Annotated in this window: 22 protein-coding genes; 2 read left to right on the top strand and 20 right to left on the bottom strand. The window is 69.4% G+C overall.

The genetic code is table 11. The features are described from left to right. Window positions 1-8: 8 nt before the first annotated feature. The 13 genes from ACIRRY_RS25375 to ACIRRY_RS25315 form a co-directional block, all read right to left on the bottom strand. Window positions 9-443 (bottom strand): ATP-binding protein, encoded by a 435-nt coding sequence (locus ACIRRY_RS25375; RefSeq protein WP_403976651.1) that lies wholly within the window; start codon window positions 441-443, stop codon window positions 9-11. Window positions 444-459: 16 nt separating this feature from the next. Further along, window positions 460-1,155: a hypothetical protein gene (locus tag ACIRRY_RS25370; protein WP_403976650.1), complete on the bottom strand. Its 696-nt coding sequence runs from the start codon at window positions 1,153-1,155 to the stop codon at window positions 460-462. After that, window positions 1,155-2,288, bottom strand: coding sequence for a hypothetical protein (locus ACIRRY_RS25365; RefSeq protein ID WP_403976648.1), 1,134 nt, complete (start codon window positions 2,286-2,288; stop codon window positions 1,155-1,157). The genes ACIRRY_RS25370 and ACIRRY_RS25365 overlap by 1 nt, the downstream gene beginning before the upstream one ends. After that, window positions 2,285-3,385: a hypothetical protein gene (locus tag ACIRRY_RS25360; protein ID WP_403976646.1), complete on the bottom strand. Its 1,101-nt coding sequence runs from the start codon at window positions 3,383-3,385 to the stop codon at window positions 2,285-2,287. The genes ACIRRY_RS25365 and ACIRRY_RS25360 overlap by 4 nt, the downstream gene beginning before the upstream one ends. Window positions 3,386-3,424: 39 nt before the next feature. Beyond that, a complete protein-coding gene (locus tag ACIRRY_RS25355) occupies window positions 3,425-4,615 on the bottom strand; it encodes a hypothetical protein (RefSeq protein WP_403976644.1) in 1,191 nt (396 codons plus the stop codon). Next, window positions 4,612-5,835, bottom strand: a complete 1,224-nt coding sequence (locus ACIRRY_RS25350; protein ID WP_403976642.1) for a hypothetical protein — start codon at window positions 5,833-5,835, stop codon at window positions 4,612-4,614. Before ACIRRY_RS25350 ends, ACIRRY_RS25355 begins: the two co-directional genes overlap by 4 nt. A gap of 67 nt (window positions 5,836-5,902) precedes the next feature. Beyond that, entirely contained in the window at window positions 5,903-7,096 is a 1,194-nt protein-coding gene (locus tag ACIRRY_RS25345; protein ID WP_403976640.1) for a hypothetical protein, read from the bottom strand. Window positions 7,097-7,100: 4 nt separating this feature from the next. Continuing rightward, window positions 7,101-8,030 carry a phage distal tail protein gene (locus ACIRRY_RS25340; RefSeq protein ID WP_403976638.1) on the bottom strand — a complete coding sequence of 310 codons (930 nt, stop codon included), beginning with the start codon at window positions 8,028-8,030 and terminating at the stop codon, window positions 7,101-7,103. Between the two features lie 55 nt (window positions 8,031-8,085). Continuing rightward, window positions 8,086-9,348 carry a tape-measure protein gene (locus ACIRRY_RS25335; protein WP_403976636.1) on the bottom strand — a complete coding sequence of 421 codons (1,263 nt, stop codon included), beginning with the start codon at window positions 9,346-9,348 and terminating at the stop codon, window positions 8,086-8,088. After that, the gene (locus tag ACIRRY_RS25330; protein WP_403976634.1) at window positions 9,345-10,541 is read right to left on the bottom strand and encodes a phage tail protein; all 1,197 of its coding nucleotides are present in this window, start codon (window positions 10,539-10,541) and stop codon (window positions 9,345-9,347) included. Before ACIRRY_RS25330 ends, ACIRRY_RS25335 begins: the two co-directional genes overlap by 4 nt. 27 nt (window positions 10,542-10,568) lie before the next feature. Beyond that, entirely contained in the window at window positions 10,569-11,537 is a 969-nt protein-coding gene (locus ACIRRY_RS25325; protein ID WP_403976632.1) for a hypothetical protein, read from the bottom strand. Window positions 11,538-12,318: 781 nt separating this feature from the next. Beyond that, window positions 12,319-12,513 carry a DUF397 domain-containing protein gene (locus ACIRRY_RS25320; protein WP_403976631.1) on the bottom strand — a complete coding sequence of 65 codons (195 nt, stop codon included), beginning with the start codon at window positions 12,511-12,513 and terminating at the stop codon, window positions 12,319-12,321. 9 nt (window positions 12,514-12,522) lie between these two features. Beyond that, window positions 12,523-13,374, bottom strand: a complete 852-nt coding sequence (locus ACIRRY_RS25315; protein ID WP_403976629.1) for a helix-turn-helix domain-containing protein — start codon at window positions 13,372-13,374, stop codon at window positions 12,523-12,525. A 160-nt stretch (window positions 13,375-13,534) separates the two neighbouring features. Between ACIRRY_RS25315 and ACIRRY_RS25310 the strand changes: the two genes are divergently transcribed. Beyond that, window positions 13,535-14,056 (top strand): ATP-binding protein, encoded by a 522-nt coding sequence (locus tag ACIRRY_RS25310; protein ID WP_403976627.1) that lies wholly within the window; start codon window positions 13,535-13,537, stop codon window positions 14,054-14,056. Between the two features lie 21 nt (window positions 14,057-14,077). Here ACIRRY_RS25310 and ACIRRY_RS25305 read toward each other — a convergent pair whose 3' ends face one another. Together ACIRRY_RS25305 and ACIRRY_RS25300 are read right to left on the bottom strand one after the other, a co-directional pair. After that, window positions 14,078-14,458 (bottom strand): phage holin family protein, encoded by a 381-nt coding sequence (locus ACIRRY_RS25305; RefSeq protein ID WP_403976625.1) that lies wholly within the window; start codon window positions 14,456-14,458, stop codon window positions 14,078-14,080. Between the two features lie 70 nt (window positions 14,459-14,528). Continuing rightward, a complete protein-coding gene (locus ACIRRY_RS25300; RefSeq protein WP_033279999.1) occupies window positions 14,529-14,735 on the bottom strand; it encodes a hypothetical protein in 207 nt (68 codons plus the stop codon). A 353-nt stretch (window positions 14,736-15,088) separates the two neighbouring features. Here ACIRRY_RS25300 and ACIRRY_RS25295 point away from each other — a divergent pair, with 353 nt between their 5' ends. Beyond that, the gene (locus tag ACIRRY_RS25295; protein WP_403976623.1) at window positions 15,089-15,907 is read left to right on the top strand and encodes a hypothetical protein; all 819 of its coding nucleotides are present in this window, start codon (window positions 15,089-15,091) and stop codon (window positions 15,905-15,907) included. Between the two features lie 3 nt (window positions 15,908-15,910). Here the strand turns inward: ACIRRY_RS25295 and ACIRRY_RS25290 are convergent, their stop codons facing one another. The 5 genes from ACIRRY_RS25290 to ACIRRY_RS25270 form a co-directional block, all read right to left on the bottom strand. Next, window positions 15,911-16,267: a hypothetical protein gene (locus ACIRRY_RS25290; RefSeq protein WP_403976994.1), complete on the bottom strand. Its 357-nt coding sequence runs from the start codon at window positions 16,265-16,267 to the stop codon at window positions 15,911-15,913. A gap of 65 nt (window positions 16,268-16,332) precedes the next feature. After that, the gene (locus ACIRRY_RS25285; protein ID WP_200691634.1) at window positions 16,333-16,623 is read right to left on the bottom strand and encodes a hypothetical protein; all 291 of its coding nucleotides are present in this window, start codon (window positions 16,621-16,623) and stop codon (window positions 16,333-16,335) included. Window positions 16,624-16,711: 88 nt separating this feature from the next. Then, complete coding sequence (locus tag ACIRRY_RS25280) at window positions 16,712-17,311, bottom strand: phage tail protein (RefSeq protein ID WP_403976621.1); 600 nt, start codon at window positions 17,309-17,311, stop codon at window positions 16,712-16,714. Window positions 17,312-17,472: 161 nt separating this feature from the next. After that, the gene (locus ACIRRY_RS25275) at window positions 17,473-17,886 is read right to left on the bottom strand and encodes a hypothetical protein (RefSeq protein WP_403976619.1); all 414 of its coding nucleotides are present in this window, start codon (window positions 17,884-17,886) and stop codon (window positions 17,473-17,475) included. A 276-nt stretch (window positions 17,887-18,162) separates the two neighbouring features. Beyond that, window positions 18,163-18,627 (bottom strand): helix-turn-helix domain-containing protein, encoded by a 465-nt coding sequence (locus tag ACIRRY_RS25270; protein WP_403976617.1) that lies wholly within the window; start codon window positions 18,625-18,627, stop codon window positions 18,163-18,165. Between the last annotated feature and the right edge of the window lie 21 nt (window positions 18,628-18,648).

The following is an 18,648-nucleotide window of genomic DNA, read 5'->3' as shown; positions in this document are numbered from 1 at the left end:
CGCGCCCCTTAGGGGGTTGCGCTGTCCGGGGTTTCACCGTCCCCGGAACCGCCATCCCCTCCGTCGTCGCCCGAACCCCCGTCGTCCGGTGTCCACTTGGCGCTCAGCGCCGTATAGGCCGCCGTGTTGTCCACGAAGTTGGCCAGGGCCGCGGCGACCACGTTCTGGATCGCTGTCTGGTCGGGGACGACCATCGCTGTGCCGATGGGCATGATCGTGGTGCGGGCGCTGCCGCGGATGGCGGAGCCGTTGGCGCCGGTTTCGGTGAACTGGGCGGCCACCGTCACGGGGGCGTAGGTGCCGCTGACCGAGTCGGGGGCGATGATGCTGTTGTAGCTGCTGTCGGAGACGTTGACGTAGACGGTGTGGCCGGCCTCGACGATGGTGGCGCGGCCCGCGAAGTCGATGGCCAGGCCCCAGGGCTGGGTGGTGTCGATGTCCATGGGTGGTGTCCTTTCGTCAGGTCTGGCGGCCGTACATGAGGATGGGGTTGGCGTAGACCGTGCCGGAGGCGCTGGTGACCTGGGCCTGGACCTCGACCTTGAGCTGGGTGCCGTAGACTGAGCCGAAGTCGGAGCTGATCAGGGCCTCGTAGATGAAGTCCGTGCCGGCGGCCACCGTGCTGCCCCACTGGGCGCCGTTGACGAGGACCTGGACGGAGCCGGTGGCGCCGGAGCTGGCGCGGGTGTTCATGACCAGGCGCATCTTCGGCTGCCAGACGACGTTGTAGGACATCGCGATCGTCGTCATCGTGGTGAGGGAGGTCTGCGGCCAGCGGGCCGTGTTCGCGTCCTGGGGCGGCAGCATGTTCAGCCAGGGGCGGGCCAGGCCGCCGGTGCCGATGTCGTCGGAGACGATCTCGCGCTCCGCCTTGTCGTACAGGCGCAGGGGTTGCAGGGAGCCGGCGGTGCCGTCGCCGTTGTACATGCTCAGCGCCAACTGGCCGGTCTGGCGGCGGAGTTCGACGCGGTACTCGTTGGTGCCGGGCCACTTGCCGACCTTGAAGACGGGGGACCCGGTCGCCGGGCCGACCTCCAGGGTGCCGCCCGAGACCGTGTTCAGGGCGGGGCGGGTGTTGACGGCGGTGGAGAGCTGCTGGATGCGGCGTTCCATCTGGGTGAGCCGGTCGATGATGTCTTCGGGGAGCTGGGGCATCAGACCTCCTCCAGGTAGAGGTCGGCGGTGTCGGGGCGGCCGCGCTGGGCGGGGCTGACCTTGACGCCGATGATCCGGTAGCGGGTGTCGAGGCCCTCGGCGTACCACTCGTCGGTGATCCGGATCCGGACGGTCCGGCCGATCAGCGCGGCCGGAACCAGGTCGTCGAGGCGCACGCTGATCTCGGGGATCACCACCGCGCCGGTGGCCGCGGCCAGTTCGGTGCGGGCGAGCGCGGTCAGGGTGCTCGCGTCGGTGATGTCGTTGTGGTCCGAGGTGAGGTCGATGCGCGGGTAGCCCGCCTGTCCGATCAGGTCGTCGGCCACCGCGACCGTCGAGCAGAGCGGGCGGGACTCGCTGGCCTGGTCGGTGTTGGTGGAGGCGCCCCGGGCGCGGTCGGTGGTGCCGCCGCGGGTCGCGTCGCGCGGGAAGGAGTACGACAGGATCGCGCCCGGCCGGTCCATCACCAGGTCGGTGGCCCCGGTGAGGATCCTCGGGCTGCCGAGCCGCAGGCGGCGTACGCGGGCGCCGGTGGTCGGGTCCGTGTAGACCGAGATGTAGTGCTCGAAGCCGTTCTCCAGCGCGGCCAGGGCGTCCAGCGCGTCCAGATAGACCGTCTCGTCGCCGTCGCGGTAGCTCGCCGCGCGGGTCACCCCGGAGGCCTCGGTGCCGTAGCTGACGCCGATGTCGCCGCCGGGGAGCGCGGTCTGGAGGTCCGTCCACAGGGCCCGGGCCACGTCCAACTGGTCGCCGGTCAGAGCCAGTTCGTAGTCGGGGTCGTACTCGGGGGTGGTCGCCCGGATCAGGCGCCTTCCCGCGTACGACTCGAAGGTCGCCGCCTGGACGCCGAGGGTGAGGACGCCCTGGTCGTCGCTCTGGAGGGTGCTCGTCCAGACGATGCCGCCCCACCACAGGTCGTTGCCGCGCTGGAGGTAGACCGAGGTGCGGCCCTCCTCGATACGGCGGACCCGGGCGGCCATCGCCGCGTCCGGGACGGGGACGGTGCCGGAGAGTGAGCCGGCCTTGCCGATGTAGTCGTCGACGGTGACGTCCCGTAGGGGGAGGATGTCGATCGTGCTGTCGGTGCGCAGATCGCAGAAGATCGCCCGGTAGGGCGTGTTGACGGTCGTCATGCGGCGGCCTCGTAGGTCGCCGAGCCGAAGATGGTGTAGCCGCTCGCCCAGGTCCACGGGGTGAGGGAGTCCACTCCGCCGGTGTTGGCGAGGGCGACGGCGGTCGGCTGGCCCGAGGCGGTGACGAGTTCGAAGGTCCCCGTGGCGGAGGGGTAGATGCGGGCCATGACGCGGTTGTTCGCGGTGTTGGCCGACATCTCGGCGAAGCCGATCGACATACGGGTCGCGGCGGCGGAGACCGGCAGCGAGAAGCGCCAGCCGTCGCTGATGGTGGGGCTGGTGCCGAAGGAGGTGGTGCTGCCGAAGACGATCTGGAAGTTCAGGTGCACGGTCGTCCCGAACTTCACATACCGGCAGCTCAGGCTCGCGTTGCCGAAGGACGGGGTCGCCAGTCCGGTGGTGGTGGTCCAGGTCGGGGTCCAGCTCTGCCAGGTCGGCAGGACCGGGTAGTCGGCCCAGGCGGTACCGCTCCAGCGCTGCAACTGGCCGTTCAGGTCGCGGTACTGGCCGGGGTAGGAGCCGTTGGCGGTGTCGGTGGTGATCGGGAGGATGCCGCCGACACCGACCGTGGCGGTGCGCCGGCCGGTGAGAGCGGTGGTCCAGGGGATGCCGCCGGTGCCCGAGCTCGTGCCGGCCGGCACGACGACCTCGTACAGCGGCAGCGCGAGATCCGGGACGGCGGGCACGGCCGGGGTGGCGGCCGGGGTGCCCCGGACGATCTCGACGACGGCCTCGGTGCGGCCCGAGCCGTCGTAGACGTCGTCGTAGATCCGCAGGACGAGCAGGTCGATCCGGCCGAACAGGGCGTCGCCGTCCGCGAACGTCACGTTCTCGTACTCGGTCAGCGCGAGCGGGTAGGCACCCCGGCTGTCGGTGGACTGGACGAGCGCGCGGCCGGGGCTGACGGTGCCGCTCATGGTGCCGGTGGTGCCGGTCAGGGTGAAACCGTTGATGCGGAACTGGCCGGTGGCCGAGCCCGGCAGGATGCCGGAGCGGACCTGGACGGCCGAGGTCGAAGTGAGGGCGCCGAGCGAGACGAGCCGGGTGTCCTCACGGGACTGACTGTCGGGGGAGAGCCAGCCGGAGCGTACGGGCATGGTCGGACTCCATTCGGGAGGAGGGGAGTTGATGGGGCGTCAGGCGATCGGGTCGACGCGGAGGTAGATGGTGTCGAACCAGCACGTGACGGTCGACGACGTGGAGCGGTGCATCGCGGTGACCGTGTAGGTCGAGCCCGTGGTGAGGGAGTTGAGCCGCAGCTGGGTCGAGACCGACTTGCTCACGGCGCCCGAACCGGACGCGGCCCGTTCGTCGTCCGCCGCCCAGACCACCGTGGTGCCGAGGGCGACCTGCGGGGACATGTGCGCGGTCGTGGTCTCGCTGCTCGTCGTGTAGACGCGTGCGCCGAGGTTGACGATCACCGAACCGGACGGCGGCGCCGTGAAGTTGAGCGTCAGCGCGGTGACGGCGGTGTCCGTGAGCGCGGCCGTGTACGTCGTCGACGTGGTGTAGCCGGCGTCCAGCGACTGCGCGAACACCGGCCCCGGTACAGCCGGTTGCCAGGCGGTGCCGTTCCAGCGCTGGAGCTGACCGGCCGAACTGTCCCGGTACTGCCCGTAGTAGCCGCCGGTGGTCAGCGCGCCCGCCGGGGCGATCCCGCCGAGCCCCTTCGGATACGGCACCCAGGCCGAGCTGCTCCAGCGCTGGAGGGTGTCGGTGATGTCCCGGTAGTGGCCGGGGTAGCCGCCCGCCGCGGTGTCGTCGGAGCGGGTCGGCAGGATGCCGCCCAGCGGGACGGTCGTCGGACGCAGATCGGTGCTCGCGGTGGTCCAGGCGATACCGCCGCTGCCCGTACTGGTGTTGGCGGGCACCGCGACCGTGAACAGCAGCAGCGAGACGTCCGGCACCGCGGGCGCGACCGGCACGGCGGCCGGGATGCCCCGCACGATCTCGACGGCGGCCTCGCTGCGGCCGGAGCCGTCGGCCTCGTCGTCGTAGATCCGCAGGACGACCAGGTCGATCCGGCCGTACAGGGCGTCGCCGTCGGTGAAGGTGAGCGGGACCGGGTCGGTGACGGCGACCGGGTAGGCGCCCCGGGCGATCGTCGACTGGACGACGGCCCGGCCCACGCTCACCGTGCCGCTCATGGTGCCCGTGGTGCCGGCCAGCCACAGTCCGGTCACGCGGTAGACCCCGCCCTCGGAGCCCGGCAGGACTCCGGAGCGGCCCTTGATGTCGGTGACCGGGGTGAGCGCGCCGATCTGGTTGGCGCGCGTCTCGGCCCGGGTCTGGCCGTCCGGGGACAGCCACGCGGAGGTGACGGTCACGGCGCACACTCGTAGGTGCCGTGGATGGACAGCACGTCGCTGGTGCCCCAGGCGACGGGGGCCGTCTTGTCCCAGATGTCGCCGCTCACCGCGAGGGTGTCGCGCATCGAGCGGACGTAGCCGATGCTGCCGGTCACCGCGAGCAGGCCGCTGCCCTGGTAGAGCAGGTTGCCCGAGGAGTCGAAGCACTCCGCGTTCAGGACCCGGCCGTCCAGCTTCCACACGGGGGTGGCGACCGGCAGGACCGGAAGCCGGAACGTCCAGTTGGCGTTGGTGTCCTGGGTGGTCAGGTTCGTCGTCGAACCGATCTTCAGATAGATCCGGACGTGTACGACCGTTCCGAGCTTTGTGTACGACCCCGCCAGCGTTCCGTTGCCGATCGACGGCGCGGTGCCGTTCTCGGCGCCCCACACCGGTGTGTAGTCGGTCCAGGTCGGCGCCGGCAGGTAGGACACCCAGGTCGTGCCGTTCCAGCGTTGCAGCACCCCGGCGGAGGTGTCCCGGTACTGGCCCGTGTAGCTCGCGGTGGTGACCGCGCCGGCCGGGGCGATACCGCCCAGCGCGCTGGGGTACGACACCCACGCCGAGCCGTCCCAGCGCTGGAGCGCGCCGCCGGAGTCGCGGAACTGGCCCGGGTAGGCGCCGTTGCCGGTCTCGCCGTACGCGGGCAGGATGCCGCCGACCGCGACGACGGGCGTGCGCAGGTCGGTGACGTCGGTGCTCCAGTTGATGCCGCCCTTGCCGGCGCTGATGCCCGCGGCGACCTTGACCTGGTAGAGGGCGAGTCCGGTGCCGGGGACCAGGGGAGCGGTCGGGGTGGCTGCCGGGGTGCCCTTGACGATCTCCAGGGTGGCCTTCGTCTGGCCGGAGTTGTCGTAGAGGGAGTCGTAGATCCTGAGGACGACGAGGTCGATACGGGGGTTGGTCGCGTCGCCGTCGGCGAAGGCCAGGGGGGTCGGTTCGGGGAGGGTGACCGGGTAGGCGCCCCGGGTGGCGCCGGCCGCGACTACCGCGCGGCCCTCGTGGACGGTCACCGTCATCGCGCCCGAGGCGCCCTCCATCCAGAAGCCGGACATCCGGTTGAGGCCGTCGTAGGACCCCGGGAGGATGCCGGAGCGGACTTCGAGGGGGTTGGCGGGGGTGGTCGCGCCGAGCTGGGTCAGTCGGGTGTCCTCGCGGGTCTGACCGGTCTCGGCCACCCATGAGCTGCGGAGGTTCATGTGCGGGTCTCCTGTGGTGGGCGGGGTGGAGTGGGGAGGGAGTAACTGGCCGTGTGAGGGCCGGAGTTCAGGAGCGGAGCCACTCGGCCGTGAGGTTGGTGGCGTAGCCGGAGCCGCCCAGGGTGGTGAGCGTGGAACCCGAGTTCTGCAGCCCGTACAGCGCGAGCTTGTCGCCGGCCGCGCACTTGAGGAGGGTGCCGCCGCCGACGCTCGTCGCGCCCGGGCCGGCGCCGATCAGCCAGGTGGCGCGGGGGACTCCGGTGCCGTTCTGATAGATCCGGGCGCCGCGCGAGCCCGTGGTCGACTCGTTGAACCAGGTCAGGGCGCAGTCCACCCGCCACCAACCGGCCCTCGGCACGGTGTAGTTGTTCGACCCGGACCAGCCGGTGACGTCGTCGACGTCCGTCGTCTGGAGCGTGATCTGCGTCCAGGTCCCGGTCGCCACGGACTGCGCGGTGGTCTGCTCGACGCTCAGCAGGATGGTCGAACGGCCCTCCGCGTACTGCCAGTTGGCCCCGTCCCAGCGTTGTAGTAACCCCGCCGCGTTCTCCTGGTACTGCCCGGTGTAACTCCCCGTGCTCAGCGCGCCGATCGGGGCGATCCCGCCGACCGCCTTGGGGTACGACACCCACGCCGAGCCGTCCCAGCGCTGGAAGGTGCCCGGGGTGTCCCGGTACTGGCCCGCGTACGCGCCGTTGAAGCCGGACGCGGGCACGATGCCGCCCAACGCCGCTGTCGGATAACGCAGGTTGGTGACCGCGGTGTCCCAGGCGAGCCCGCCGTTTCCGGCCGAGGCACCGGCCGGCACCGCGATCCGGTACAGCGGGAGGGCGTTGCCGTTCGGGGTGCCCGGCACGGTGGGCGTGGCCGCCGGGGTGCCCTGAACGAGCCGTACCAATACGGCAGTTGTGCCCGTGCCGTCGTACTCGTCGTCCAGCACGGCGAGTTCGACCAGGTCGATCCGGCCGTACTGGGCGTCGCCGGCCGGCACGGTCAGGGTCTCCGGGTCGGTCACCGCGACCGGGTAGGTGCCCTGGAGGATCCGCCCGCTCTGCACGAAGGCCCGCCCGGTGCCGATCGTGAACGTCATCGTCCCGGCGCCGCCGGTGAGCGCGAACCCGCCCGGGACGATGCCGCCGCGCGCCTTGAGCGGGATGTTCTCGGCCGCGCCGGCGTTGACGGTGAGCAGGCCGGAGAGGGTGAGCCGGGTGTCCTGGCGGGTCTGGTCGCCCGCGCTGAGCCAGGCCGCTGTGACCGTCACGCCCTCACCACTCCGCCGAGCGCCAGCGCACCGAGAGCTGCGCGCCCGTGTCGTAGGTGTCCGGGCGGAACGCCAGCTCGGCGCGGCCCGGTTCGAAGGCGAACAGTTCCTCGGGGCTGCTGTCGGCGGCGGCGGTGTGGCGGCGCGAGGCGGTGGAGTTGAGGGTGACGGTCCCGGCCGCCGTGTCGACGACCAGCTCGTCACCGGCCGCGAGCCCGATCTCGTAGCGCAGTCGCCGTCCCGAAGTCCGGTCGGTGACCGTGGGGTTGGTGCAGGGGCCGGTGAAGACGAGGATCGGATGGGTGGGCGCGGAACCGGAGTTGTCGGCGCCCACGTCACCGGTGGACGAGGCCTGGCCCCAGTTCAGCGGCCAGGTCAGCGGCCAGGTGAGCCCGCTCTCCGGCTGCGGGGCGCCGGTGACGGCGGTCTGCTCGTCGACGGTGTAGCGGCGCGGATCGGTGGCGTACCACTGCACGGACGCCTTGGCGACGCCCTGGGTGGTGTACGTCCGGTCGGCGGCGAGCACGCGCTGGCTGACCCGCGCCCGGACGGCGAGGATCTCGCCGTGCAGCCGTACCGCCAGCCAGCGTTCGGAGTCGCCGAGCAGCAGGGCCTGGCGCAGGGTGCGCATCGCGGAGAGGGAGGACGCGCTGTCGTCGCTCGTCGGTACGGTCCACACCGAGCCGCCGACCTTGCGGGGCTTGGCGTAGCGCGCGCCCGGCCAGGCGCCGTGCGCGGTCGGGTGGTCGGCGTCGGTCGTGTCGTAGTCCGGCAGGTCCTCCCATCCGGTCAGGCCGTCACTGCCGATCTCGTACGGCGTGCCGGGGCCGAGCAGCAGTCCGGCCCACTGCATCTGCCCGTCGCGGGTGATGAGTGAGCCGGGGGGAACGTCTTCGGTGGACGTGGTGGATGTGATGGTCGTCAGATCGGCCATGGGGCCGTCACCTCACTGGGGTGGGCGGGTGTCGGTGGCTGCGGCTTCGGGTGCCTCACGCGTGGGCGTGGGCGGAGGCCAGGAAGAGGAGGTCGGCCGCGGTGCCGTGGGCGCCGGTGCCGTTGCTCTCGTGGAACTCCCTGATGCGGTGGGCGGGTCGGGCGCTTCTGGCGGCCGCCCGGCCGCGCTGTCGTTCCAGGGCGGTGAGGGACAGGACGCGGCCGGTGCGTGCGCCGGGGACAGCGATGCCGCCCTCCGCGAGCATCGGGATCTTGCTCAGATGCACGCCGAACTTCTTGCCGAGGATGCTGAAGCTGAGCTTGTTCAGCCCGTCGATCACCCAGTTCGCGAAGGCCACGAGCCCCTCGATCGGGCCCTTCACGACCCCGGCGACGGTCTGGGCGCCGGTGGTGACGAACTGCCCCATCGCGCGCAGGGTGTTGGAGGTGGCGGTCCTGACCCGGGTGAACCCGGCCGGGATCTCCTTGGTGATCCAGTTCAGCACCGGCTTCACGGCGTTCTTGAACCCGCTCCAGATCGCGGACACCCTGCCGCTGAGGGCCCGGGTGTCGCCGGTGGTCAGCGCCTTGAGGGCGGCGAAGCCGGTGCCGATGACGGTGCCGAGGACGGAGAGGGTGGTGGTGATCAGGGTGAGATAGCCGGTGACGTAGGTGTTCACGGCGCTCGCGATGAGCTTCAGCACCGGCCCGAGGATCGTCAGGTAACTCTCGACGTACTTCAGTACCAGCGTGGCCAGTTGGTCGATCAGCCGCTGCCCCGTCTCCGAGTTCAGCGCGATGTCCAGCAGCCAGCCGGCCAGCGGGAGCAGGATGCCGAGGACGAAGCCGAGGGGGTTGGCGCGGGTGAGGGCGTTGACGATGATCATCACGCCGGAGCCGATGGTCATGGCGGTGCCGAAGGTGTCGAGCAGTCCGCCGAGGACACCTGAGGCGGCGATGAGAGTGCCGACCACGGCGAAGACACCGCCGAGGCCGGTGCTGAGCCTGCCGAGGGACTTCTTGGCGGAACTGCCCCTGATGCCCGTGGACTTGATGCCGGAGACGGCACCCGTGGCGGCCTGACCGGTCCTGGTGACGGAACGCGCGGCGGTGTCGGCGTTCGTCTTGAGCTGCTGGACGGCGGTGGAGCCCTGGGCGGCGGGGGCGGTGACGCGGTCGAGATCGGCGGCGGCGCCCGTGACGCGCTCGGTGAGGGACCGCAGACCGGTCTGGGTCTGCTCCACCTTGCTCCGGAAGGAGCGCAGGACGGGGGCGGCACCGGCGAGCGGATTGCGCAGGGCGGTGACCGCGCCGCTCATCCGCGTGCCTTCGCCAGAAACATCAGCGCGTCGGCGGTGCGCTGCGGGCTGCTGGTCTCGGCCGCGTAGTAGTGCTCGATGTGCAGCGCGCTGCCGTCGGCGCCGGACGTCCCGGCGTACGCCCGCCCGCGCGAGGCCGCTGTCCTGAGCAGCCGGTCGAGCTTGCTGAGCGGCAGTACGGCCTCCGCCTCACCGGCCTCGGCGAGGAGCGCGGGGACACCGCCGGAGCGGGGCATGACGACACCGCCGGTGGCCAGCGCGGGGATCCTCGGCAGGCTGACGCCGAAGGTCTTGCCGCCGACCATCGGCACCCAGCCGGGGATGGAGACGTGGATGCCGTTGAGAGCGCCGATCGCGCGGTTGATGAGACCGATGACGGCGTTGATCGGGTCGCGGACCGCGCCCTTGATGCCGTTGAAGGCCTGGCCGGCGATTCCCTTGAGCCCGCCCCAGATGCTGGACAGCCGGTCCTTCACGGCCCGGAAGGCGTCCGGGATCGCGGACCTGACCCAGCTGACGACCGGCGAGATGACGGCCTTGATGCCCCTCCAGACGTTGGAGACGACCGTGCTGATCGCCTTCAGGACGCCGGTGATGATGGACTTCCACACGTTGACGTAGGTCCTGATGACCGTGGCGACGGCCTTGACGATGTTCGTGATCGCCGTCTTGATGCCGCTCCACACCGACTTGATCAGCTTGCCGGCGTTCTTCATGATCGGCTCGATGGCCTTCATGACGTTGCTGATCACGGACTTGATGACTTCGAAGGCTTGCTTCAGGACCTTCTGCATGGTCTTCGAGTTGGTCACCATGTCGATGACCTTCGAGATGAGCGGCTGGAGCAGGCTCATGAGCAGGCCGAAGAAGTTGCCCTTCATCGACTTGTTCATCTTGTCCTGGCCCTTGGCAGCCTTGCCGGCCCCGGTTTCGTACTTACCGAGGTTGGTGCCGGCGCTGGAACCGGTCTTGCCGGCCTTGCCGAGGGACTTCTCGGCCTGGTCCGACGCGGTCCTGAGATCCTTCAACTCCTTGCCGGAACCGTCGGCGGCGGTCTTGAGGGCCTTGAGCTGATCGGCGCCTTTCTGACTGTTGCTGCCGATCCCCTTGGCCGCGGTACCGGCACCGGACGCCTTGGACTTGAAGTCGTCGAGGGAGCCGGAGGCTTTCTTGAGAGAACTGACGAGACTCATTGCACACCTCCTTCGGGGAGAGCGGGATCAGGCGCCGATGGAGTCAGCGGCACGGGTGGACGCGGTGGCGAGGTTCTGGAACATCTCCTTGACCTTGTCCCCGTTGGCGTGAAGCTCTTTGGCCGCCTTGGAGATGTCTCGCAGCGCTCCGGGCTTGGGGAGTTTCTCGTGATCGAAGGCGGACATCTTCTGCGTGAGCCGGCCCGTGGCTTCGGTCAGATCATCGAGTTCCGCAGGACGCAGTCGTTCGGTCACCTTCTCCAGCGCTTCGCTCAATCGGTTCGTCGCGCTCGCCGTCCGCTTCATCTTGGCCGCGGAGGGGAGTTTCGACTTGAGCCTGTCGAAAGCCTCGATTCCGCTGTTGACCCTGCTCATGGCCTGCCCGAGAGCCTGCGCGCCGCCGGCCGAGGGCACGCCCGAGGTGCCGCGGCCGAGCTGTCCCGTCCGTTGACGGAACTGCCGACTGGCTGCCTGCTGTGCCTGCCGCATCTCCCCAGAGGTACGTTCCGGACGGAGTCCCAGTCGGCCGTTGTCGTCGCGTCCGATGTACCGGCGATCTCCTCCCGGGAGCCGGCCCGTGACATTCAGCATCAGGTTCTTCAACGCCGTCAGGGCGCCTTTGATTTTCTCGACGAAACCGGTGATCAGCGTGCGAACCTTGCCGACGAGAGCGACGGCGGCGCCGACAACGCCGACGGCCAGGATGATCTGCGACAGAAGGTCCTTGCCCTGGAAAACAGCCACGATCTGCTTGAAAAACGCGAGAATTTCACTGACGAGCGGCTGTTCCTTGAGGAGTTCCCAACCGCTCGGGTTCTTGTCCTCTTTCTTTTCGGCCGATCCGGAGGAATTTGTGCCCTTCTCGATCGCTGCCTTCAGGTCGGCAATCTTCGAGTCGAAGTGACCTGTGGTGACGTCGGACCTGGAGTTCTCTTCGAGCCTCTGTTTTACCTCGGCAAGACGGTCGTACACCTCGTCCGTGGTGTGCTTTCCCATGGATCTGCTCCTCGTTGGCATCTCTCACTTGCGGTTTTGTCCCGTTCTGGGTCTTGCTCGTGTGGCGGATTCTCGGTACCCTCGAAGATCCAATATGAGAATATGGGGTTGAGGGGGAGAGATGATGGGTTTCCTTTTCTGGGTTATCGGTAGCTGTTTCCTCATTGCTGGACTGCTTTGTTTCTACTTTGCTTTCGCGTTTTTCCTCGGATGGCGACAGCGGCTGACCGGGTATTCGTTCATGAGGTTCTTTCTGTGCGCCGCCGCGGGGGTCGCCGCTGAGGGGCTCATGGTGGTTTTCTTTACATTCAAACCCTGAACCTTCGGCGTAACAGGAAGTCGCGTGCGGAAACCCCGCGGCGGAAGAGGGAAGTTCAGCGATTAACGGAGTCCGAGTTTCCGGAGGGCGCAGGAGTCCGGCCCACCGCTATGGCATCGTGCTCAGTCGGCCTGACCGCGGGGCGTCCGGGAACTCCGTCCGGGTTTCCCGGCGCGCGACGGCTCGGGGCCGAGGTTCTTGGCAGAGGCGCTGCCGGCCCTGGTCCGCTGGGGATTCGTGCGGAAATCGGCGCTTCGAGGGTGCGCAACGGCCCCGCCGTAGGTGATCGGCGGATATGGGCCATCGGCGATCCCGGGCATGCCCGCTCACGGCTGTCGAAGCCGGCTTGTATCTGCCCGTCGCCGATCCGGGCGACGGGCGGCGCCGCGGTGTCGACGGCTCAAGCACCGCTCGATTTCGGAGACTTACTGTGGATGTGACGAGCGGGGACCCTTCATCCGCTCAGCGCTTGGGCAGGTCGCCGGTACCCAAGGCGCCGGTGAACTCCGTCCACGCCGCCCGGCTCACGGTGGCCCACGGCAGTTCCGGGTGCTTCGAGTCGCGGAGCGCGATGCGGGGGCCGGCCTCAGCCATCTCGACGCAGGCGTTGGCGGATGCCTCGGAGTACGAGGACTTGCGCCACTTCGGCTCGGACACGGGCACCTCTTACAGGTCGTCGGCGATCGAGAGGATGAGGTCTCTCGACTTGTTCGGATTCAACGCGACCCGTTCGACCAAGTCCAGCCGTCGCCGGAAGTTGGCCAGTTGGGTGGGTGAGTCGAAGAACACCGCGCCGATGGGGGAGTCCACCTCGACCGTGTCCAGGTGGGGACTGGCGGCGGAGACGTACATCAACGTGTCGCCGGCCATGGGGAACCCCTCGGCGGTGAACGGAATCACGAGCAGTCGGACGTTGGGGCGCTCGCTCTCCTCCAGCAGCCGGCCGAGTTGGGCCTTGGCGACCCGGCGGCCGCCGGTGTGCATGCGCAGCGCCGTTTCGTGGACCATGCCGATGTAGGGAACGCCCGGGGCATCGGCGACCACGGCGTGGCGCGCCAGGCGTTGGGCGATCCTCAACTCGACCTCCAGGCGCGGCAGTGCCGGGATGAAGAGGTCGAACAGTGCCCGTGCGTGCTCCTCGGTCTGGAAGAGACCGGGGATGTGGGCGGTCTGCAACGTGCGCAGGCCGGTGGCGTGATGTTCGAGTTCCGCCAGGTCCAGGAAGTCCGGCGGGATCTTGCCCCGGTACTCGTCCCACCAGCCCTTCGAACGTCCGCCGGTCATCGAGGCGAGGGCGTCGATCAGTTCGGTGTCGTCGCACTCGTAGATGCTCGCGAGACGGCGGAGGCGCTCCTCGCTGATGCCGAATCGGCCGGCCTCGATGTTGGAGATCATCGTCCGGTCGGCGCCGAGCCGTTCGCCCGCGACCGGGGCGGACATGCCGACGCCCTCACGCAGTCTGCGCAGCTCGGCGCCGAAGCGCCGTTGGCGAATGGTGGGGGTCTGTCGGGGTGCCATGGATCAACTCCTCGCTCGCGCGCACAGTTTGCCGACCGATGGGCACGGCGTCCACCCAGTTGGAGATTAGTACCCGTTTTAGTGAACTAGGTAGCACGCGTTTTAGATTGCCCGGTAGCTTGTGAGGCACGCCACTCATCGACTCCCCGCGAGGTGAACGATGGATCTCCCTCCCTTCAACACCACCCCCACCCGCGTCGGTTGGGACACCTCAGCCCTCGACCCCCTTCGCCCCGTCGCCGAAGCCCGGCACCGCACCCGCGTATGGCTCCAAGACCATTGGGGACTGGGCGAGTTGGTCGATTCCGTCGAGCTCGCCGTGGGGGAGCTGTGCACGAATGCCGTACGGCACGGGGGCGGGCTGGCCGGGCTGGAGTTGACGCTCGGGACCGGGCGGCAGTTCGCTCCGCCGGTGCTGCGGGTGATGGTCAACGACCACGCTCCCGGGCGGGTGCCCGAACTCCCCCTGGATGCCGACCCGTTCAGCGAGGGCGGACGAGGGCTGCGGCTCGTCGAGGCGTTGGCGCGGCGGTGGGGATGGCATCGCACCGGGTTCGACGAGAAGCAGGTCTGGTGCAGCTTCGCCCTCGTGCCCGGAGACTCCCTCACGTCCGGATCCACCCGCAACGGATCGGCGGATCCGGACAGTTCACCTCACCGGGCTCACCGGGCTCACCGATGAGGTCCGGTCGAGGCCGGCTGGCTACGGCGTTCGCTCCGTCGGTCGTGGGCCAAGTGCCAGCAGGACCAGGACAGTTGCCCGGACGATGACGCCGCCCAGCAGCGCCGCCAGGAAGCCGTCGACATGGAAGCCGGCCTGCATCTTGCCGCTCAGCCAGGAGACGAGCAGCCAGATCAGGGTGTCCTGCACGATGCCGACCACGCCGAGGACCAGCAGCACGATCGGGTGGGTGCCCCTGATGTCGTCGGGGTAGCCGTAGATCAACTGGTTCACGGCGACGAATACGATGCCGGCCACCAGTACGTCGAAGAGTGCGGATATCGCTATCGCGTGGATGCCCGACGACAGGGCGGCGGCAAGGCCCACCCCCACGTACGTGCCCAGTATTCGTCTGCCTTTCACGGCGATCCCCCAGTCGCAGAAAAGTAGGGGCAGGGTGCATCGACCAGGCCGGGGGTGCACCGGAGATCGGCTACGGCCGCCCGCCCCGCCCCCGCCCCGCCTCCGTGAGCGCGTCCGTCCACCCCGCCGCGTATGCCCGCGACTCCCGCGTGAGCAACTCCTCGTACAGCCGGTCGAGCAGGGCCGTGCGGTCGGGGGCCGGGGAGTGCAGGAGGTGGGCGAGGCGGGTGTAGGTGTCGATCGGCTGCTGCGGGGAGTGACTCGTGCCAGTCGCCATGTCGTCGTCCTGCTTTCCTGTCTGTCCGCTCGGCTGGTGGTACAGGTGGCGCTCCCGAGGCGTCCGAAGCGTCTGTTCGAACTAGTGTACGAGTAATCCCGGAGTGCCGTTCCGTGTTTGCCGAAGACCGCCACCCGCTCAGCGGTCCGGACCTGCGGTGATGCGAGGTGCGGTGGCAGTTGTGCCAGGTTGGTGAAGTAGGATCCGGCCGTTCTCCCGTCGGTGAATGAAAGGTGAATTACCGGGCCCTGCGAGGCATGTGAGGGCCCGTCTACGACGGTGGGCGGCCGACAGGGCGGCCGTCCTCGCGCTGGGGGGCGCGGTGGGGCAGGGACGAGAGCAAGGCCTACGGGGTGGATGGGAACGCGAGCGACGCGCGGCAGACGCATGTGATCGACTGGCTTGAACAGGCTCCCGACCTACCACATCTCATCGCCCGACTCTCCGAACTCGTGCTACGGCTCGGCCATGCCCCCGACGAGCTGGTGATCCTGCCCCGTGCCGAACTCGACCGGCGTGAACTGGCCGCCTACAGCGCGGGTTGGGCCGACGTCGTCGACGAGCAACTCCCGGCCGTGCGGCGGGCGTACGAGCAGCGGATCACCGCCGCCTACCTCCAGGGGCAGGAGGACGCCCGCACCGGACGCCGGCCGCGCCGCACCCGTGAGTACGGGAGCGGTGGCAGTGGGGGTGGTGAGGTCATTCAGCTTCCCTACGTCCAACTGCTGCGCCCTCCCACCGAGTTGACGCGGGTAGAAGAGCGCGGTGAGCGGGAGCGGGTCGTCGCGGACGGGACAGCGTCACCCCTGCCGGACGCGGATACGGACGTACCGGATACGGACGTACCGGATGCGGACAAGGACGTAGCGGACGCGGAGGCCGAAGGTCCCCTTGTCACCTCCCGCGACATGCGGGAGAAGCGTGCCGCACCCGCCGAACGGCGTTCGGTCGTACGGCGCAACGGGCGGCCCAGCGTGCCTCCGCTGAACGCCGGCACCGGGCGCGACAAGGGACGTAGAACGGAGTCGTCCGAACCCTCGCCCGCCCCGCCCGGCGCCCGGAGTGAGAAACGTCCCCTGCTCTCCTCCGCCAAGGCCCGTGCCCTCGCGGACGAGTTGGAGGGACGGGCCTCGGGCGGGCGCCGGGACGAGGAGACGGGATCGGCGGACTGACAATCAGCCGAAGAAACGGGCGAGTTGGACCGTCGACGGCGTCGCGTCCGCGGCCGGCGTCTTCTCGGTCTGCCCGTCCGGTGTCTCCTCGTCCCCGGTCTCCGGCTGCTCGTAGGAAGGGCGCGGTACCGGTGCCGGTGGCTCCGGCTGGTCGCCCTCCTCGGAGTTGACGGAGGCGAACATCCAGTTCGCGGCGGCGAGATGGTCCACGGCGGCGGCCAGCAGATGGTCGGTCACCGACCAGTCGGCGGCCTCGCCGTGCAGCTCCCGGTTGAGGGCGCTGTCGTGCGGCAACTGCCGTACGAGCACGGTGAGTCGGCGCGCGGAGAGCCGGTCACGGTGCCAGTCGAGCAGATCGATGCCGTAATAGCGGAGCAGGTCCGCTTCGAGGGCCTCGGCGTGTTCGTCGACGAACCCGACGAGGCTCAGCCTTCCCCCAGGCCGAGCCCGGTCTCCTTGCCGTAGGCCTCCAGGATGGCGGCGATGTCCTGCATCGTGACCTCGTGCTGCTCGAAGCGGGTGAACTGCTTCTCGCCCAGGAGGAGTCGGAGCAGCCCGTCCACGTCGTTGTCGTCGAGCTTGCGCAGCGCCTTGGCGGTGGCGCGGGTCAGCTCGGTGGGGAGGGTGTAGCTCTCGGTGTCGAGTTCGAACGACCATGTGCGGCCGAGGGCTTCGAGCCGCTGGGCGCGGGCTGCGTTGACGTCGAAACGGGCCATGGCGATGAGTGCTCCTTAACAGGCCTCAGGGGGAGGGGAGTTGGGCCCGGGGTGGGACAGACACGGGCGCCTGTCCCACCCCGGTGGGTCAGGACGCGGCGTACGCGGCGTCCTTCATCACGAAGCTGGCCAGCGGCGAACCGTCGGCGGCAGACATGGCCGTGTAGGTGATGCCGAGCTGGGCCGCCGACTTGCGGGCCAGCTTGATGTCGTCGGCCGCCGTGACCTGGCCGCGCGGCACACCGAAGCGGTAGGTCACGGTCGAGCCGTCGCTGGCCCGGACATCCGTGAACTCCAGCCCGAGAGCGCGCACATCGGCGAACGGCCGGTCGGCGATGTCGTACTTGTAGACGCCCGTCGAACCGGTCACCGCGCCCACCGCACCGCCGCCCATGAAGAACGGCAGCGTGTCCTCGTTGAACTGCATCAGCGAGAACTTCAGGGTCAGATCGCGGTCCGAGTACACGAAGTGCACCGGGCTGACGGCCTGCCACACGTCGACCGGCTCCAGCTTGTCCTTCTTGCTGAAGGTGACGCCGTCACCGGAGGTGAAGCCGAGGTTCTTCCAGGTTGCCCAGTCCGTGGCGGTGTCGGAGGAGAACGTCGACGGTACGGCGGTGTCGGCCGGGGCGACGTAGAGGCGGCCTACGCCGGCGATGCGGATCTCGGAGGAGTTGGTTCCTGCCATGGTGAATCTCCTTGTTTTCCAGGTGAGTTGAGCTAGGTGCTGCCGTACTCGGGAGATCCCGGGTACGAAGAAGGCCCCGCCGGGGGGTGGCGGGGCCTTCGGTCTGTGGGGCGGCGCGGAGCGTCCGGGAAGGGGATCGGTGCAGGGGATCGGTGGCGGGGTCAGTAGACGTCCACGTACACCTTCATCACCGTGACGTAGCGGTTGGCCGCGGAGTACAGGTAGTCGGGCAGCCAGCGCGGGCCGTCCTGCTCCTCGACCTCGGTGACGAGGTTCGTGCCGTACTTGTGGTTCGCCATCGCCAGTACGGCCTGACGGGCGTCGTTGGCCAGGACGTGCGCGGCCTGCTTGGTCGGGCCGTACACCTCCAGCTCGATCAGCGGCTGGTCGACGTGGCGCTCACCGACCCAGGCGCCGCCGCGCCGGTTGACGAACACGGCGGCGGCCGTGCCGTCGAAGTCCGACGGCGCCTGTACGGCGACGATCGCGCCGGAGAGCCGGGAGTCGTCCTCCAGGATGTCGACGATCATCGCCTCGACGTCGGGGAAGGCGCTCGGTGGAGTGGGTGTGGTCATGCCGGGTCACCTCGGGGCAGCTTCGGGAGAGCGTGCGGGACGCGACGAGGCACTGAGCGGCCGACCTGCGGGCGCAGCTCCGCCGCTGCACCAACTGTGACAGACGAGCGTGCGCGCACGCAACTAAAAACCGAGAGTGCGTGGGGAGCCCGGGATCTGGGTGGGGGTGGATCTGGGTGGGGGGAGTGGGGGCGGTGGAGCTGGGGGAGGTGCTGTGGGGCGCGGGGGAGGGAGGGACCAGTCCCCTCGTTCCGCGAACCGGTGATCGGTCGGTGATCAGTCGGTGATCAGCAGTCGTGCGTCCTCGTGTGCCGACTCCGCCGCCGGCGCCTCGTTCGGCAGGAACTGCTCGACCACGCGCACGAACATCTCCCGCCGGTCGGCCGGCACCCCCAGCAGGTCGGCGACCTCCTCCAGCGTGGGGCGGCGGGCGAACTCGGCGCCGGGTGCGGGGGAGGCCAAGTAGTCGTGGGGGTCGGCCAGTTCCTCCGCGGTCAGTCGGCCGGAGCGGATGAGCATGTCGCGGACCGGCACGCCCAGCACGCGGGCGAGCCTGCGCGTGGTCTCCAGGTCCGGCATGCTCTGGCGCTGTAGCAGGCGGGTGACGGCGGCCCGGTGGACGCCCGCCTCGTCCGCTATCCGGGACTTGCCGCCGCCGCGTGGGCTGTCGATGTCGTAGCCGCGATCGCGCATCAGGTCCTCGACCCACGCGGCGAACGCGTCCAGATCCTGGCTGGTCATCTGTGTGCTCGCTTCCTTTGG

Origin of the sequence: Streptomyces sp. NPDC101776 (assembly GCF_044766845.1) — a bacterium.
GTDB lineage: Bacteria > Actinomycetota > Actinomycetes > Streptomycetales > Streptomycetaceae > Streptomyces.
This window is presented reverse-complemented; position numbering and strand designations above follow the sequence as displayed.